The organism is Pseudoalteromonas sp. bablab_jr010, assembly GCF_016464105.1.
Lineage (GTDB): Bacteria > Pseudomonadota > Gammaproteobacteria > Enterobacterales > Alteromonadaceae > Pseudoalteromonas > Pseudoalteromonas simplex.
In genome coordinates this window covers 74,228-90,046 of the sequence record NZ_JACDWV010000087.1, presented here as the reverse complement: position 1 = coordinate 90,046, position 15,819 = coordinate 74,228, and the positions used below count along the sequence as shown (strand labels likewise).

17 protein-coding genes are annotated in these 15,819 nt (G+C 42.1%); 13 read left to right on the top strand and 4 right to left on the bottom strand.

Translation table 11 applies throughout. From position 1 onward, the window contains the following. Window positions 1-40 precede the first annotated feature (40 nt). From JIG37_RS08925 to purF, 12 genes are all read left to right on the top strand, one after another. On the top strand, window positions 41-2,833 hold the full coding sequence (locus tag JIG37_RS08925; protein WP_199529209.1) for a monovalent cation/H+ antiporter subunit A: 2,793 nt from the start codon (window positions 41-43) through the stop codon (window positions 2,831-2,833). Next, complete coding sequence (locus JIG37_RS08920) at window positions 2,833-3,177, top strand: Na+/H+ antiporter subunit C (RefSeq protein WP_054553167.1); 345 nt, start codon at window positions 2,833-2,835, stop codon at window positions 3,175-3,177. The genes JIG37_RS08925 and JIG37_RS08920 overlap by 1 nt, the downstream gene beginning before the upstream one ends. Further along, on the top strand, window positions 3,174-4,691 hold the full coding sequence (locus JIG37_RS08915) for a monovalent cation/H+ antiporter subunit D (RefSeq protein ID WP_199529208.1): 1,518 nt from the start codon (window positions 3,174-3,176) through the stop codon (window positions 4,689-4,691). Before JIG37_RS08920 ends, JIG37_RS08915 begins: the two co-directional genes overlap by 4 nt. After that, window positions 4,691-5,227, top strand: coding sequence for a Na+/H+ antiporter subunit E (locus JIG37_RS08910; RefSeq protein WP_054553165.1), 537 nt, complete (start codon window positions 4,691-4,693; stop codon window positions 5,225-5,227). The genes JIG37_RS08915 and JIG37_RS08910 overlap by 1 nt, the downstream gene beginning before the upstream one ends. After that, window positions 5,221-5,490 (top strand): K+/H+ antiporter subunit F, encoded by a 270-nt coding sequence (locus tag JIG37_RS08905; protein ID WP_054553164.1) that lies wholly within the window; start codon window positions 5,221-5,223, stop codon window positions 5,488-5,490. The genes JIG37_RS08910 and JIG37_RS08905 overlap by 7 nt, the downstream gene beginning before the upstream one ends. An 8-nt stretch (window positions 5,491-5,498) precedes the next feature. Further along, window positions 5,499-5,831, top strand: coding sequence for a Na+/H+ antiporter subunit G (locus JIG37_RS08900; protein ID WP_054553163.1), 333 nt, complete (start codon window positions 5,499-5,501; stop codon window positions 5,829-5,831). 141 nt (window positions 5,832-5,972) lie between these two features. Further along, on the top strand, window positions 5,973-6,767 hold the full coding sequence (truA, locus tag JIG37_RS08895; protein WP_138619867.1) for a tRNA pseudouridine(38-40) synthase TruA: 795 nt from the start codon (window positions 5,973-5,975) through the stop codon (window positions 6,765-6,767). Between the two features lie 158 nt (window positions 6,768-6,925). After that, window positions 6,926-7,801, top strand: coding sequence for an acetyl-CoA carboxylase, carboxyltransferase subunit beta (gene accD, locus JIG37_RS08890; protein WP_058586313.1), 876 nt, complete (start codon window positions 6,926-6,928; stop codon window positions 7,799-7,801). A 25-nt stretch (window positions 7,802-7,826) separates the two neighbouring features. Then, window positions 7,827-9,092 (top strand): bifunctional tetrahydrofolate synthase/dihydrofolate synthase, encoded by a 1,266-nt coding sequence (gene folC, locus JIG37_RS08885; protein WP_199529207.1) that lies wholly within the window; start codon window positions 7,827-7,829, stop codon window positions 9,090-9,092. Window positions 9,093-9,103: 11 nt separating this feature from the next. Next, on the top strand, window positions 9,104-9,757 hold the full coding sequence (locus JIG37_RS08880; protein WP_187490795.1) for an SPOR domain-containing protein: 654 nt from the start codon (window positions 9,104-9,106) through the stop codon (window positions 9,755-9,757). A 61-nt stretch (window positions 9,758-9,818) separates the two neighbouring features. Continuing rightward, window positions 9,819-10,313, top strand: a complete 495-nt coding sequence (locus JIG37_RS08875; RefSeq protein WP_036969851.1) for a CvpA family protein — start codon at window positions 9,819-9,821, stop codon at window positions 10,311-10,313. A gap of 18 nt (window positions 10,314-10,331) precedes the next feature. Then, the gene (gene purF / locus JIG37_RS08870; RefSeq protein ID WP_054553158.1) at window positions 10,332-11,858 is read left to right on the top strand and encodes an amidophosphoribosyltransferase; all 1,527 of its coding nucleotides are present in this window, start codon (window positions 10,332-10,334) and stop codon (window positions 11,856-11,858) included. A gap of 82 nt (window positions 11,859-11,940) precedes the next feature. Here purF and JIG37_RS08865 read toward each other — a convergent pair whose 3' ends face one another. Continuing rightward, the gene (locus JIG37_RS08865) at window positions 11,941-12,540 is read right to left on the bottom strand and encodes a Yip1 family protein (protein ID WP_054553157.1); all 600 of its coding nucleotides are present in this window, start codon (window positions 12,538-12,540) and stop codon (window positions 11,941-11,943) included. A 230-nt stretch (window positions 12,541-12,770) separates the two neighbouring features. On the opposite strand from JIG37_RS08865, the gene miaE reads away from it, so the two are divergent. After that, window positions 12,771-13,529 carry a tRNA isopentenyl-2-thiomethyl-A-37 hydroxylase MiaE gene (miaE, locus tag JIG37_RS08860; RefSeq protein ID WP_054553320.1) on the top strand — a complete coding sequence of 253 codons (759 nt, stop codon included), beginning with the start codon at window positions 12,771-12,773 and terminating at the stop codon, window positions 13,527-13,529. Window positions 13,530-13,601: 72 nt separating this feature from the next. Here miaE and JIG37_RS08855 read toward each other — a convergent pair whose 3' ends face one another. The 3 genes from JIG37_RS08855 to JIG37_RS08845 form a co-directional block, all read right to left on the bottom strand. Beyond that, window positions 13,602-14,324, bottom strand: a complete 723-nt coding sequence (locus tag JIG37_RS08855; protein WP_199529206.1) for a transporter substrate-binding domain-containing protein — start codon at window positions 14,322-14,324, stop codon at window positions 13,602-13,604. Between the two features lie 120 nt (window positions 14,325-14,444). Further along, window positions 14,445-15,179 (bottom strand): UDP-2,3-diacylglucosamine diphosphatase, encoded by a 735-nt coding sequence (locus JIG37_RS08850; RefSeq protein WP_054553155.1) that lies wholly within the window; start codon window positions 15,177-15,179, stop codon window positions 14,445-14,447. A 55-nt stretch (window positions 15,180-15,234) separates the two neighbouring features. Then, window positions 15,235-15,726 carry a peptidylprolyl isomerase gene (locus JIG37_RS08845; RefSeq protein ID WP_054553154.1) on the bottom strand — a complete coding sequence of 164 codons (492 nt, stop codon included), beginning with the start codon at window positions 15,724-15,726 and terminating at the stop codon, window positions 15,235-15,237. Window positions 15,727-15,819: the final 93 nt, after the last annotated feature.

Genomic DNA, 15,819 nt, shown 5'->3' with positions numbered 1-15,819 from the left:
GCGGTATTGATATTCTTATGACACTAAAAGGCTCCTAATTATGACTTTGCTCTGGATACCCCTGTTATCCTTAATCGGCAGTGTTATTTCATCCTGCACTTCAAAACTAACACGTAACCAAAGCACTGCTTTGACCATGTTAGCGCCTTTGATTGCCCTTGGAATTGTATTTTCGTATACCCCTGCAGTCTTTTCTGGCGAAACAATTCGCTACACTGCTGAGTGGATCCCTCTTTTAAACATGCAAGTCTCGTTTCGACTTGATGGTTTAACGTTACTCTTTCTATATATGATCTTGGGTATCGGTACCCTGGTGATTTTTTATGCGCGTTATTACTTGAGTAGTAGCGACTCAATGCCAAAGCTATACTGCTATTTAATGCTATTTATGACCGCAATGGTCGGCATCGTGATGTCGAATAATGTGATCCAGCTGTGGTTTTTCTGGGAGCTCACCAGTATTAGCTCGTTCTTATTGATTAGCTATTGGTGGCATAAGTCAGAAGCTCGCAAAGGCGCACGCATGGCACTTGCTATTACCGGTGCCGGTGGTCTTGCGTTACTAGCAGGTTTATTACTGATTGGTGATATTGTTGGTAGCTATAATCTTGATGTTATCTTAGCAAGCAAAGCACTTATTCAATCTCATGCACTTTATGAAGCTGCGCTGGTATTAGTGCTTTTAGGTGCATTTACTAAATCTGCACAATTTCCATTTCATTTTTGGTTACCACATGCGATGGCGGCACCGACACCAGTCAGTGCCTACCTACACTCTGCAACCATGGTTAAAGCAGGTATCTTTTTATTAGCGCGTTTTTATCCTGCGCTTTCAGGCACAGATACTTGGTTTATCTTAGTGGCAATGACGGGTCTGGCGACTTTATTGGTTGGCGCTTATATCGCGTTATTTAAGCATGATTTAAAAGGCTTGCTGGCTTATTCAACAATCAGCCATTTAGGTTTAATTACCTTACTGCTTGGTTTAGACACTGAGCTTGCTACAGTGGCTGCTATCTTCCACATCATTAACCACGCAACCTTTAAAGCGTCGTTATTTATGGCAACGGGTATCATTGACCATGAAACTGGCACCCGTGATATGCGTAAACTAAATGGTATGTGGCGATTTATGCCGTATACCGCCACACTAGCTATGGTAGCAGCGGCAGCCATGGCGGGCGTGCCACTGTTAAATGGTTTCTTATCGAAAGAGATGTTCTTTGCCGAAACACTGCATCAGCAAGTGCTTGGCTCTATGTCTTGGTTAATTCCAGTGTTAGCAACGATTGCTGGTGCACTCTCTGTCGCGTATTCAGCACGCTTTATTCACGACGTGTTTTTTAACGGCGACCCAATCGATTTGCCAAAACAGCCCCATGAGCCACCACGCTATATGCGTGTACCAATCGAAATTTTGGTTGTGCTATGTTTACTCGTCGGTATGTTCCCGCACTTTGCAGTAAGTGATATTTTAGCTTCGGCGTCTTATGCAGTGCTTGGCGATGCAGCCCCAGATTATAAGCTATCAGTATGGCATGGCTTTAATTTACCACTGTTAATGAGCTTTATTGCTACAAGCGTGGGCGTGATGATTTATGTGCAGCGTAAGCACCTGTTCCACTTCCAAGCTTCATTGCCAACTTTGAATGCCAAGAAAGGCTTTGAGCGTGGTTTATATAGCTTAATTAAGTGGTCACAAGAAAAGGTTAAACGAATCGAAAATGGCTCGTTACAGCGTTATGCCTTTGTGATGATTGCTGTGGTGCTTATGTGTGCGGGCTGGCCTTTATTTGAAATGCGCCAGTTAGCAGGAGCAAGTGAGTTAACGCCAATCGATTTCCATAATGCTATTGGTGCCGGCTTACTAATAATAGGTGCGCTGGCAACGGTTATTTGGCACCGCTCACGAATGATATCTTTGATTATGATTTCAATCGTAGGCCTGATGGTGTCTGTTGCATTTACTCGATTTTCTGCGCCAGATTTAGCGCTGACTCAGTTAACGGTTGAAGTTGTTACCGTAATGCTACTGATGCTTGCACTGTTCTTTTTACCACAGCGTACTCCGAAAGAGTCAAGCTCACTGCGTATTCTGCGTGATTTAGGTATTTCATCGGCAATTGGTGTGGTCGTGGCGAGTATTTGTTATGCACTGCTGACAAGACCACTTGAGTCAATTTCTGACTTCTTTGTTGCTAATGCAAAAACTGGCGGTGGTGGTACTAACGTTGTAAACGTTATCCTCGTTGACTTTAGGGGTTTTGATACCCTAGGTGAGATTACCGTATTGGGTATTGCTGCGTTAGGTATTTATAAGCTTCTTATTAACTTGCCGCTGTTTATGCCAGCAAGTGATAGTGAAGGGCGCCCATGGGCAAGAGAGCGTTATCCAATTCTACTGTCGAGCATTTCACAAAGTTTGTTACCACTTGCATTACTTGTGTCTGCGTATATTTTCTTACGTGGTCATAACTTACCAGGTGGGGGCTTTATTGCAGGACTGGTTACCGCGATTGCATTTATTTTGCAATATATGGCAAATGGTTCGCACTGGATTGCAGACAGATTTGACGTGAATTATCGTAAGATTATTGCGTCAGGTATTGCTATTGCATTATTTACAGGTATTGGAAGTTGGTTCTTTGAACGTCCATTCCTAACAACCTGGTTTGATTATTTTGATATTCCGCTAGTCGGCAAGACAGAACTTGCTAGTGCTATCGTATTTGATTTAGGTGTGTATTTAACTGTTGTAGGTGCAACGCTGATGATTTTAGCAAGTTTAGGTAAATTAACTGCTGATACACCCAAGCAAGAGGTAAATATTTAATGGAAGTATTGTACGCATCATGCGTCGGCGTGCTGGTTGCATGCGGAATTTACTTAATATTGCGGGCTCGTACCTTCCCAGTGGTACTAGGCCTTACTATGTTGTCGTATGCAGTTAACCTGTTTTTATTCTCTTCAGGTCGCTTAACTATTAACAAAGCCGCTGTACTTGGTACAGGTAGTGAGTATGCCGATCCACTCCCTCAAGCACTGGTTTTAACCGCCATTGTAATTGGCTTTGCGATGACCGCTTTTGTGGTTATTTTAGCGATTCGTGGCCGTGCTGACTTGGGTAATGACCATGTTGATGGCCATCTTGTTAAATCATCGAAGGAGCAAAAATGATTCAGCATTTAGCTTCTTTACCGATTTTAATTCCGATGTTGGCAGGCGTTATTTTACTCATGCCGCCATGTGGAAAAAACTTACATATCCGCCGTGTTTCGTCGGTTATTTTGTCGATTGTCACACTCTTGGTCAGTGCTTATTTATTATTCCACGTTAATAATACCGCACCGCTTGTTTACGCAATCGGTGATTGGTCTGCACCATTTGGTATCGTGCTGGTTGCCGATAGACTAGCAACGCTATTGGTGCTACTTACCAGTTTCCTTGGTGCAGTTGTGGTGCTTTATAGCTGTGCAGGCGATGATAAAAAAGGGAGCTTTTTTCATCCGTTAGTGCACTTTTTAGTGTTAGGTGTAAATGGCGCCTTTTTAACGGGCGATGTATTTAACCTGTTCGTATTTTTTGAAGTGCTGTTGATTGCTTCGTATTCATTATTGATGCATGCCGGCAATAAACATAGCACCCGAGCTGCACTGCAATACGTCATTTTAAACCTGATTGGTTCAAGCGTATTTTTGATTGCGCTGGGTGTACTTTATGGTGTGCTAGGCACATTGAACATTGCTGATTTAGCGCAAAAAGTACCACAGCTGACGGGTGACGATGTTTACCTTGCTAAAATAGGTGGCTTGCTGTTAATCGTGGTATTTGCGTTAAAAGGCGCGTTATTACCGTTACATTTATGGCTACCGAATACCTACGCCAGTGCAATGCCATTAGTTGCTGCATTATTCGCGATTATGACCAAAGTCGGTGTGTATGCCATGCTGCGCGTGTATACCGTAATATTTGGTGATAATGCTGGTGAGCTTGCTCATATGGCACAGCCTTGGTTATGGGGCTTAGCACTAGCGACCATAGTAATGGGTGGTATTGGTGTATTAGCGAGTCAAGATTTTAGAAAGCTTATTGCGAATCTGGTGGTTGTATCTGTCGGTACTTTAGTGGCATTGGTTGCGATTCAAAATGTTGCTGCAACCGCGGCATTACTTTACTACTTAGTGCATTCAACCATTATTTGCGCAGCACTATTCTTAATTGCTGATTTAATTGCTCAACAGCGCGGTAAAGTTGCCGACCGATTAGTCGCAGGGCGAGCCGTTGCACAGCCATATTTACTTGGTACTTGTTTTGTAGTGGCTGCGCTTGCTGTTGTTGGTATGCCACCGTTATCTGGCTTTGTCGGCAAAGTATGGATTTTAAAGAGCACGCTAGATAGCGAAAAAGCCATGTTGTTTTGGCCAATATATCTAGTTTCAAGTTTAGCGTTATTAGTGGCGGTTTCACGAGCCGGTACCAGCTTATTTTGGGATCACACCCATAAAGATAGTGAAGCAATTGAAGGCACTAAAGCACACCCTGTTAAAGTGATAGCTGTAGTTGCATTACTTGCGTGTTCACCATTAATGGTTGTATTTGCAGGACCGATTTCAGACTATATGTTAGCAACATCAGAGCAGTTGTTTGATATCAACACTAGCATCAACGCTGTATTACAAGGAGGCCAATAATGCGTTTAGAAGCTCGCTTTCGTTGGTTGCCAACACCATTTCGCAGTGTTTTATTATTCATTGTATGGCTGTTGTTAAATAACAGTGTGTCGCCAGGACACCTGTTTTTAGCTGCATTTTTTGCTATTACTATTCCGTGGATCACATTCCCATTTCGTGATCCACAGCCGCTTATTGTAAGGCCGGGCCTTGCGTTTAGGCACTTATTGTTAGTGCTGTACGATATTGTCACTGCTAACTTACAAGTTGCTCTGTTGATCCTTGGGCCAACGAAAAAGTTACGCCCAGGTTTTATCAAAGTACCATTGGATTTAAGTCATGAAATGCCAATCACTATATTGGCAAGCACAGTATCTTTAACACCAGGTACTGTGAGCGCAGAGGTTTATCCTATTCCTGAATCACTCGAAGAGGGCGAAGAAATTCAGCAGCGCTACTTATTGATCCATGTACTCGACTTAGCTGATGAACAAGCGTTAATTAATACTATTAAGCAGCGCTACGAAGCACCGCTTAAGGAGATTTTTCGATGCTAGATACCGTTTTTCTAATTGTTTTTGCAATGATAGCCATATCTTTATTGTTAAACCTATGGCGTTTAATTGTTGGGCCGTCGGTACCTGATCGTATATTGGCTTTAGATACTATGTTCATAAATACCATTGCTTTAATTATTCTTTATGGCATGAGCATGGGCACCGATTTATATTTTGAAGCCGCATTATTAATCGCCATGCTTGGCTTTGTGAGCACTGTAGCGGTATGTAAATACCTGCTGCGTGGCGATATTATTGAATAAGGTAGCAAATGATGAGTGAATGGATTGTATCAATCTTATTATTAATTGGTGGTTGCTTTATTCTTATAGGTTCAATCGGACTTGTGAAAATGCCTGACTTTTTTATGCGTTTGCATGGTCCAACTAAAGCAACAACGCTTGGCATGGCATCACTGCTAATTGCTGCCATGGTGTATTTTAGCTACACCCACGATGGCATCAGTGTGAAAGAAATTTTGATTTCAATTTTCTTACTGATCACCGCACCTATTAGCGGCTATATGCTGATCAAATCAGCCATCCACCACAAGCTTCGTGCTAAAGATGGCACCAAGGGCCTCGATAACATCGAAGAAGATTAATACTAGCTCGCAACAATAGTTAAGCGAGTTGGTGTGATATCTGAGTAACCAGAACAATGTGATCTACGACAGTGGCTTTTATTGCGCTCGTAGATCGCATAAAATGCCCCGTCATTTAGTACAGTAGGTAAATAGAGCATTATGCGAGTAGCACTTGGAGTAGAGTACAACGGCGCGCGTTACAGTGGTTGGCAACGTCAATCACACGTCAATAGCGTACAACAAGAAGTAGAAACGGCGTTGTCGCGTATTTGTAATCATCCAGTCGAAATTGTTTGTGCAGGCCGCACCGATGCGGGTGTACATGGCACTGGGCAGGTGATCCATTTTGATACTCACGCTGAGCGTGAAATGGTCGCGTTTACGATGGGTATGAATACCTTACTGCCAAAGGATATTGCTATTCGCTTTGCCAAGCCTGTAAGCGAAGACTTTCACGCTCGTTTTAGTGCCACAGCGCGTCGTTATCGCTATGTGATTTATAATTACACCTATCGCGGCGCTATCATGAGTGAAGGGGTGACCCATTTTCATCACCCATTAGACGAAACTAAAATGCAAGAAGCCTGTCAGTATTTAATAGGTGAGCATGACTTTACTTCGTTTAGAGCACTACACTGCCAAGCAAATACAGCAAATCGTACTATTCACCATTTATCGGTAAAACGCCAAGGTGATTATGTGATCATTGATATCAAAGCCAATGCGTTTTTACATCACATGGTACGAAACATCACCGGGTGTTTGATGGACATAGGTTTACATAAGCATGAACCTGTGTGGTTAAAAGAATTACTTGATTTAAAAGAGCGCGCTAAGGCAAGTGCAACAGCAAAAGCCGCTGGCCTTTACTTAGTTGACGTGGATTACCCTGAACATTTTGGCATTCCTAAAACACCATTAGGGCCTTTGTTTTTACCTGATTCAGACGGTTAGACTTTAGTAGACTACTACTAAGACCAGTTTTTTATATCGTCAGCGGGTAATTCATGTTTTAATTGAAAAAATCTGTCTGTTTATTTGTTATCAGAAACACAAGCGAGTGTTTCCAATTAAACAGACTGCGACACAGAACAGCATTAAGAGAGTTGCAAATGAGTTGGTTAGAAAAAATCTTACCTAAAACGACTAAATCGTCAGGTCGTAAAGAAATCCCTGAAGGGGTTTGGGCTAAGTGTACAGACTGTGATTCAATTTTATATAAAGCAGAATTAGAAAAAGCACTCAACGTGTGTCCTAAGTGTGATCACCACATGCGTTTAAGTGGCCGTAAACGTCTTGAAAACTTTTTAGATGATGCTGACCGCCAAGAAATTGGTGCAGAGCACGAACCAAAAGACGTATTAAAGTTTAAAGATTCTAAAAAATACTCTGACCGTATTACCCAAGCACAAAAAGTAAGCGGTGAGAAAGACGCACTTGTAGCAATGAAAGGCCGCCTAAAAGGCATTCCTGTTGCTGCTGTTGCTTTTGAGTTCTCGTTTATGGGTGGTTCAATGGCGTCAGTAGTAGGTGCTCGTTTTGTTGAAGCTGTAGATCAATGTTTAGAGCACGACATGCCACTTATTTGTTTCTCTGCATCAGGCGGCGCACGTATGCAAGAAGCTCTTATGTCATTAATGCAAATGGCTAAAACAAGTGCTGCACTTGCAAAAATGAGCGAAAAAGGCTTACCGTTTATTTCAGTATTAACTGATCCAACAATGGGTGGTGTATCTGCATCACTGGCAATGCTTGGTGATGTAAACGTTGCTGAACCTAAAGCGCTTATCGGTTTTGCGGGTCCTCGCGTAATTGAGCAAACAGTACGTGAAACGCTTCCTGAAGGTTTCCAACGCAGTGAATTCTTGCTAGAGCATGGTGCAATCGACATGATTGTTGACCGTCGTGAAATGCGTGACACCCTTGCACGTATCTTAGCGAAATTTATGAACTTGCCTTCTACTGAACAAGAGCATAGAGTAGCGTAAATTTCAGCTTAACTGATTAAACGCTATGACAGAAATCCTTCCTAGCCAATCATCAAGCCTTGATGATTGGCTTTGTTATTTAGAAAGTGTCCATCCTGCTAATATCGAAATGGGTTTAGAACGCGTAGAACGCGTGGCAAACCAAGTCGGCTTACTCGATACATCAAGCAAAATAATCCTCATTGCAGGTACCAACGGTAAAGGGACCACAGCCCGTTGCCTAGAAAGCTTATTACTTGCACAGGGCTACAGTGTCGGTACTTATGCTTCGCCGCATCTTATTCGTTACAACGAGCGCGTACGTATTAACGGCCATGAGCTTGACGATCAATTCCATGTTGATGCATTCGATATGCTTGAAAAAGGCCGTGGTGACACGCAGCTTACTTATTTTGAGTACGGTACCCTAGGTGCACTGGCTATTTTCAAACGTCACGCCGTTGATTATGTGCTGCTAGAAGTGGGGCTGGGTGGCCGTTTTGATGCGACTAATATCGTGAATCCACATGCTTGTGTGATCACCACCATAGATTTAGACCATAAAGAATACCTAGGTGATACTCGAGAACTTGTTGGTTACGATAAAGCCGGTATTTTCCGTACCAACACACCAGCTATTGTTGGCGATTTAGCGATTCCGCATACAGTGACTGATTATGGTAATGAAATTAACGCTGATATGGTGTTATCAGGCCGTGACTTCATATTCACAGAAGACAGTGAAGGCTTTAACTGGCAGTACCAAGGTAAAGATTGGCGCTTAGCTAAGCCTGCTATCCCTTGTCAAAATGCAGCAACCGCGTTGACCTTACTTGCAAAGCTTGAGCTACTACCAAGCGAGCAACAAGTGCGTGATTGCTTAGCGAATCTGACTGTAGAAGGGCGCTTTCAGCAGTTAAGTGAGCAGCCGCTTATTTTTACCGATGTTGCGCATAACCCTGAGTCAGCTCGATATTTGGCACGCAAATTAAGCGTGTATAAAGATCAAGGGTTTAAAATTCATGCATTAGTCGCTATGCTTGCAGATAAAGATAAGGTGGCTGCTATGTCAGCCGTGGCAAATGTTGTTGACCAGTGGTCGTTAGCAAGTTTAGATTGTTTTCGCGGCGATAAAGTTGAGAATCTTGCTAAAGCACTAGCCGAAACCACATCAACAGCGCCTAGTACGCACTATGAGAGTGTTGAAACTGCGCTAGATACGTTATTACCAAATGTTGATGAAAACACGTTAGTGATTGTGTTCGGTTCGTTTATAACTGTGGCTGCAGCCATCAATTACTTTAAAAAATAGAGAGGAAATCGGTGAACGCAGGGTTTATTAATCGCTTAGTAGGCACCACGATTGTGGTTGTGGCGGCTATTGTCTTCATTCCAAACATTTTGGATGGTGAGAAGGTTCATTATAAAGAAGGCTTTAAAGCTATTCCTGAACGCCCTGAGTTCACTACGATAGACTTGCAAGAGGTGATTGATAATAAAGTCGCCTCTGCTGAGCAACCTTCGCAAATTCCGGTTGAAGATACGCAAGCAAACGACGCTGATCTTGTCGCAAATGAAACCCAGCAAATTGATACTGCGCCGCAAATGGTTGAAGCTTCTATCGATGAGCCGGTAATTAACAAAGCTGAGCCAAAAGTTGCAGTGCAAGAGCCTGCCAAGCCAGTCGCTAAAGCCCCTGAACCAACCCGTAAGCCAGAAGAAAACCTCACACAAATGGCTTATGTTATTCAACTGGGTAGTTTTTCTCACGCACCTAATGTGAAATCACTGCAAGAAAAATTAAAAGCGAATGGTTTCAAAACCTTTACGCGTCCAATCAAAACCCCGAACGGCACACTGACAAAAGTCTTTGTAGGTCCTTCACTTAGCAAGAAAGAGTTAGAAAGTAAGCTTCCTGAGTTAAAGCAGTTAACCAAGTTAAACGGCAAAGTTACTCAGTTTGAAATTACAAAATGATCTGGCATTTTGAGTATACCTCTTATAGAATGCGCCCCAAATTAACGACTAGTTGGTTCTTATGATCTGGGTTGATTACGCCATACTTGGCATTATTGCACTATCCACTATCATCGGCTTAATACGTGGCTTTGTAAAAGAAGCAATGTCATTAGCTGTATGGGCTGGCGCATTTATCATCTCTAGTTTGTTTTACCAATATTTAGCATCCTTCCTAACAAGTATTTCAGAACCCCTTTTAAGAAATGCAGCCGCAATAGCCATATTATTCTTTGCGACACTCCTGTTGGGTGGGTTACTAAACTATATTTTAGGTGAACTTGTACAACGTACTGGTTTATCTGGCACAGACCGTGTTTTCGGCATAGTGTTTGGTGCTCTTCGTGGCGTGTTGGTCGTAAGCGCGTTACTCTTCTTTCTTGATGCTTTTACCGGTGCACCTAATACGCATTGGTGGGGCAACTCTATTTTGATTCCAGAATTTGGCTTTGTTGTTGAGTGGTTCTTCTCGTACCTCGAAAACAACTCGAGCTTTTTAAATTCTGTAAACCGTTAATCGGCGAGGATAAATTTAATGTGTGGTATCGTTGGCATAGTCGGAACTTCTCCTGTTAATCAGGCGTTATATGACGGCTTAACTGTTTTGCAACACCGCGGTCAAGATGCAGCTGGCATCATTACCATTGAAAACAACACGTTTAGCTTACGTAAAGCCAATGGCCTTGTAAAAGATGTATTTCATACACGTCATATGAAACGTCTGCAAGGTACAATTGGTATTGGCCATGTTCGCTACCCGACAGCTGGTTCTTCTAGCTCGTCTGAAGCGCAACCTTTCTATGTTAACTCGCCATTTGGTATCGCACTTGCGCACAATGGTAACTTAACAAACGCAGAAGCATTAAAGCAGCAATTATTTTCAGAAGCTCGCCGTCATGTTAATACAACATCTGACTCTGAAATTTTACTTAACATCGTGGCGCATGAGTTAAGCAAATCTAATAAGCTAAAACTTGATGCTGAAGATATCTTCACTGCGATTACTGAAGTGAATAATAAAGTAACCGGTGGTTATGCAACGATTGCAATGATCATCGGTCACGGTATTGTTGCGTTTCGTGATCCGAACGGTATTCGCCCATTAGTATTTGGTAAGCGTGAAACTGCAAATGGTACTGAGTACATGTTTGCATCAGAAAGCGTTGCTTTAAAAACAGATGGTTTTGAGTTTGTTCGTGACGTTGCACCAGGTGAAGCAATTTACGTAACTGAAGATGGTCAACTTTTCTCGCAAGCGTGTGCTGAAAAAGCAACTTACTCGCCGTGTATCTTTGAGTTTGTTTACTTTGCGCGCCCAGATTCAACAATTGACCGTATGTCTGTTTATGCAACACGTGTAAACATGGGTACTAAGTTAGGTGAGAAAATCGCACGTGAATGGGCTGACAAAGACATCGACGTGGTTATTCCAATCCCAGAAACATCATGTGACGTAGCACTAGAGATTGCATCAGCTCTTAACCTGCCATACCGCCAAGGTTTTGTTAAAAACCGCTACATTGGCCGTACGTTTATCATGCCAGGTCAAGAAATGCGTAAGAAGTCAGTTCGTCAAAAACTGAATGCCATTGACCGTGAGTTCAAAGGTAAAAACGTATTACTTGTTGATGACTCAATTGTTCGTGGTACAACGTCAGCGCAAATCGTTGAAATGGCCCGAGAGTCAGGTGCGAAGAACGTTTACTTCGCATCAGCAGCGCCAGAGATTCGCTTCCCGAACGTATATGGTATCGACATGCCATCGGCAGCTGAGCTAATTGCTCATGGCCGTGAAGTTGAAGATATCAACGCCAGCATTGGTGCAGATGGTCTTATCTATCAATCGCTAGATGACTTAATCTCAGCAGTAAGCCAAGAAAACCCAGAAATCACCCGTTTTGAAACATCAGTATTCGATGGTCAATACATCACCGGTGATATCGACCAAGATTACCTAAACCACATTGACCGTTTACGTAATGATTCAGCGAAATCAACCCGTGAAAACGCCATGTCAGCGAGTTTAGAGTTGCACAATCAAGAAGAGAACAGTGCTGATTAATCAGCCTTGATTTGATTGGTATAAAAAAGGAGCTTTACAGCTCCTTTTTTGTTTATGGAAAGAAAGGAAAACAACAATGAACTCAAGTAAACATAGGGTGGACAATTCCGTTAGTCCATAAAATAGCTGTCGCAGCTAAAATAATTACCAATAAAATCAGCCCGCACGTGACTACTGAACTGGCATAGATAAAACCTCGCTCTTCAGGAATATGCATTAAAATTGGCACTCCTGTATAGAGCAAGTAAACTGAGTAGGCCAGTGCTACAAGACCTACACACACCACAAACCATAGCTCAGGTAAGAATGCCGCAAATGAAGACATAAATACTGGCGTGGCTGTATACGCAGCAAGTTCTAGGGTTTGTGTAAAGGTGGGTTTTGCACCAAAGGTCACTGCCATCCAATGAGCTAAGTATGCAAGTGCAAACACGCCCGCAATTAGTGCAAAGTACATCGCAACCGCGATAAGTAATGCACTATCATGGGTTAGATATACTGCTTCACCTGCGCCAATACTCCAGCCCAAATAAACTGATGAATAGTAGCCCATGAGTGAAGGGATACAAGCAATTAATAAAATGTGCGATAAGCTATAGCGCAAGCTTTCGTGACGGTTATCAATTGTCTGCCATTCTTCGAGTGGGTGAGCGTATAAGCCCCATAAGTGGTTTAGAATCATAATTATTGCCCCTGTAAAAAAGGAATATGAGCTGCTTTATTTTTGTACAGCTTTGATTAAGTTATGGTTCAGTAATTAAATCTTGTCAAGAAGCTGAAATAATCGATATAGCCGATTAAATGTAACTCTTTAGTGCATATAGAAAATTACTTTGCACTGATGTGGGTCATGGAATGCGGGCTAATTTATGTGATAAAATCGAATTAAGATTTTTGATGAGAAGTTATTCAGTGCCTTATTCTGATTTATTAGCGCCCATTCATTCTTTTTTAAAGTGCGAAACGCCTGATGAGTGGATTGCTGCGGCAACCAAAAAAGAAAACTTAGATGTGGTTTTAATTGATCACCTAATTTGTGAATTAAAAGCAGCTCAGTCTGCGATGTTTTTAATTCGTAAGTATGCAGTTGATAAAGAAAGTAGTGATGCGTTGCTTGAGTGGTTAAAACCCTTTGAAACGCTTGTTTATAAGCGTGAAGGTGATTGGCGAGAGCTTGCAGATAAAAACAAGCTGACTAAATCAATGATCCCAAAATCGAATTCACCTTACGGGCAAGACCTTATCGATAAAATGGTGATGCTTATAAAAGAAGAGCTTCATCACTTTTATCAAGTGCTTGAGATCATGGATGAATACGGCATTGAATATAAAAGCATTACCCCATGTCGTTATGCCAAAGGAATGCTGCGCCATGTAAAAACTTACGAGCCTGATGCTTTGGTAGATAAATTAATTATCGGTGCTTACATCGAAGCCCGCTCATGCGAGCGTTTTGCTAAATTAGCCCCGCATGTTGATAAGCGCTTAGGTGACTTTTATATTTCACTACTGCGCTCTGAAGCGCGTCATTACCAAGACTATTTATCTCTTGCACAAGAAATCAGTGAGTTTGATATCACGGAGCGTGTGGAATTTTTTGGTCAGCTTGAAGCTGAGCTTATATCAACTCCTGACGAAGACTTTAAATTTCATAGTGGTGTGCCAGCTTAGGTAAGCTTTTTTGAGTACCTATGTATCACAAGTAAGCTCAGTTCCTTAAAATTTGAATTCTTATTACCGCAACTAGCGCAGGTTTCTGCTTAATAATTGAGTTAATTGACGAGTTTGCTCGTCAGTAAACTCATAGCTTTGGAGAATCTCTTCTAGTTCACCTGAAGCCACAATCGCTTTTAGACCTAAATGTAAGCTACGTTGAAATTGCTTTGCTTGGGGATGATGTTTGTCGCTGATCACGTGTAAATTTTGCGTAGCTAAAGTCGGGGTAATATGTTCAACTTCTACTTGCTTTGCTTGTTGTAACCGCTCGCTGTTGCTGAGCCAATACAAAGCGACCTCTTTTGTGCCTGCAACTAAATCAACGCGGCCATGTTTTAGTAGTAATAAGCTATCAATTAAGCTATCAGTGGTTGTTACAGTAAGCTCTGGGTGTTGTTCAAACTCTGGGCTAACTGCATAGTCTTCTCCTTTACTAATCGTATAGGGTTTTAGTGAATATAGTGAGCCAGTAAAAGTTATCTCGCTGCCTGCGCGTTTAAAAAGTACTGTGTGAGCTGTCGCAAGAGGTTGTGAATAAATAAAGCTTCGCGTTCTTAACTCAGTATAATAAGCTCCGAGTACTGCCACACGTCTATGTCGTTTTGCCAGTTTTAATGCTCGAGCCCATTGAGTATATTCGATAGAGGCTTTTTGATTTTGTGTTTTCAGTGCTGCGATGATCACTTCATGAAGCCAGCCAGGCTTGTGTTGTTCACCAATAAAATAGGGTGGGAATGGTTCAGTGACCAATTGCCAAGTTTGGCAGTGGACTGAAAAGCTGAACAGTAAACAGCAACAGAAAAGGCTTAATCGGTTCATAAACAGAGAAGGTATTTAACATTACTGTTTACAGCATAGTTAAAAATACGCTTATTTAAAGGGCGTATGGACTAGTTTTTGTTTTTCAGGAGTAGCTCTTAAGTATGAACCTTGTTCATACCAGTCACCCAGTACAGTGCGGGTTAGCGTTTTACCATTTATATTATAGTGATGCACATTGGGGCGGTGGGTATGACCGTGGATCATATTAGCAACCTGATGCTTTTCAAACATGGCTAAAACCGCATCTTCGGTCACATCTAAAATCTCTAATGCTTTGCCAGCTTGGCTTTGTTTTGATTTTTCGCGGGCGTTGCGGGCAATTTTCTTACGATACCAAAGCGGCATAGCAAGCATTAGTTTTGGCCACCACCAACCACGGCTTTTTTTACGAAACTTTTGGTATTCAATATCTTGAGTGCACATTTCATCACCGTGCAAGATAACGGTTGGAGTACCGTATAAATCAATAACAACTTGCTCAGGCAATAACGTCATACTCGCGCTTTTTGCATAGTCTTCTCGCATAATGAAATCGCGATTACCATGGATAAAAAACACCTCAGTACCACTTTCACTGACTTGGCTTAAACGTGCGGCAACACTCTTTGAAAGGTCAGTTTGATAGTCATCACCGACCCATACTTCAAAAAAATCACCCAAAATATACAGCGCATCAACGTCATCATTAATAATCTTGTTATCAAGAAAATCAAAAAATGCCGCGGTGATGTCTGGGCGGTTTTCTGTTAAATGGAGGTCGGCAATAAAATAACTTTGTTTCATGGTTACTCGCAAAAAAGCGGGCAACAGGCCCGCTTAAAAAGACTAAACGATTAAATTAGCTAACCGTTACTTTTTCGATGATGACATCTTCAAGAGGTACGTCTTGGTGGAAACCAGCGCTGCCAGTAGCAACACCTTTGATTTTGTTTACCACGTCCATACCTTCAACAACTTCTGCGAACACGCAGTAGCCCCAGCCTTGTGATGTTTCACTGCTGAAGTTTAAGAAGTCATTGTCGTTAACGTTAATGAAGAACTGCGCAGTCGCTGAATGTGGATCCGGCGTACGTGCCATTGCTAATGTGCCCACTTTATTTGCAAGGCCGTTGTTTGCTTCATTTTCGATAGGGTTGTTTACTTCTTTTTGAACCATACCCGGCTCAAAACCACCGCCTTGTACCATAAAACCATCGATTACACGGTGGAAGATAGTACCGTTGTAAAAGCCAGCGCTGGCATACTCTAAGAAGTTTTTAACTGTGTTTGGTGCATCGCTTTCGTGCATCTTGATAGTGATGTCACCAAAGTTTGTGTGTAGTACAACCATGAGGTTTCCTATATCAGGTTTAATAATGGGGCTATTTTATAGTAGTTGTGTTTGATTAACAAAGAGCTTGTTTAAAACGATTAACAAACTGCT

What these genes read in the sequence shown, in the direction of transcription:
- JIG37_RS08925 (WP_199529209.1), top strand. Translation starts at nt 41, where the DNA reads ATGACTTTGCTCTGGATACCCCTGTTATCCTTAATCGGCAGTGTTATT.
- JIG37_RS08920 (WP_054553167.1), top strand. Translation starts at nt 2,833, where the DNA reads ATGGAAGTATTGTACGCATCATGCGTCGGCGTGCTGGTTGCATGCGGA.
- JIG37_RS08915 (WP_199529208.1), top strand. Translation starts at nt 3,174, where the DNA reads ATGATTCAGCATTTAGCTTCTTTACCGATTTTAATTCCGATGTTGGCA.
- JIG37_RS08910 (WP_054553165.1), top strand. Translation starts at nt 4,691, where the DNA reads ATGCGTTTAGAAGCTCGCTTTCGTTGGTTGCCAACACCATTTCGCAGT.
- JIG37_RS08905 (WP_054553164.1), top strand. Translation starts at nt 5,221, where the DNA reads ATGCTAGATACCGTTTTTCTAATTGTTTTTGCAATGATAGCCATATCT.
- JIG37_RS08900 (WP_054553163.1), top strand. Translation starts at nt 5,499, where the DNA reads ATGATGAGTGAATGGATTGTATCAATCTTATTATTAATTGGTGGTTGC.
- truA (WP_138619867.1), top strand. Translation starts at nt 5,973, where the DNA reads ATGCGAGTAGCACTTGGAGTAGAGTACAACGGCGCGCGTTACAGTGGT.
- accD (WP_058586313.1), top strand. Translation starts at nt 6,926, where the DNA reads ATGAGTTGGTTAGAAAAAATCTTACCTAAAACGACTAAATCGTCAGGT.
- folC (WP_199529207.1), top strand. Translation starts at nt 7,827, where the DNA reads ATGACAGAAATCCTTCCTAGCCAATCATCAAGCCTTGATGATTGGCTT.
- JIG37_RS08875 (WP_036969851.1), top strand. Translation starts at nt 9,819, where the DNA reads ATGATCTGGGTTGATTACGCCATACTTGGCATTATTGCACTATCCACT.
- purF (WP_054553158.1), top strand. Translation starts at nt 10,332, where the DNA reads ATGTGTGGTATCGTTGGCATAGTCGGAACTTCTCCTGTTAATCAGGCG.
- JIG37_RS08865 (WP_054553157.1), bottom strand. Translation starts at nt 12,540, where the DNA reads ATGATTCTAAACCACTTATGGGGCTTATACGCTCACCCACTCGAAGAA.
- JIG37_RS08850 (WP_054553155.1), bottom strand. Translation starts at nt 15,179, where the DNA reads ATGAAACAAAGTTATTTTATTGCCGACCTCCATTTAACAGAAAACCGC.
- JIG37_RS08845 (WP_054553154.1), bottom strand. Translation starts at nt 15,726, where the DNA reads ATGGTTGTACTACACACAAACTTTGGTGACATCACTATCAAGATGCAC.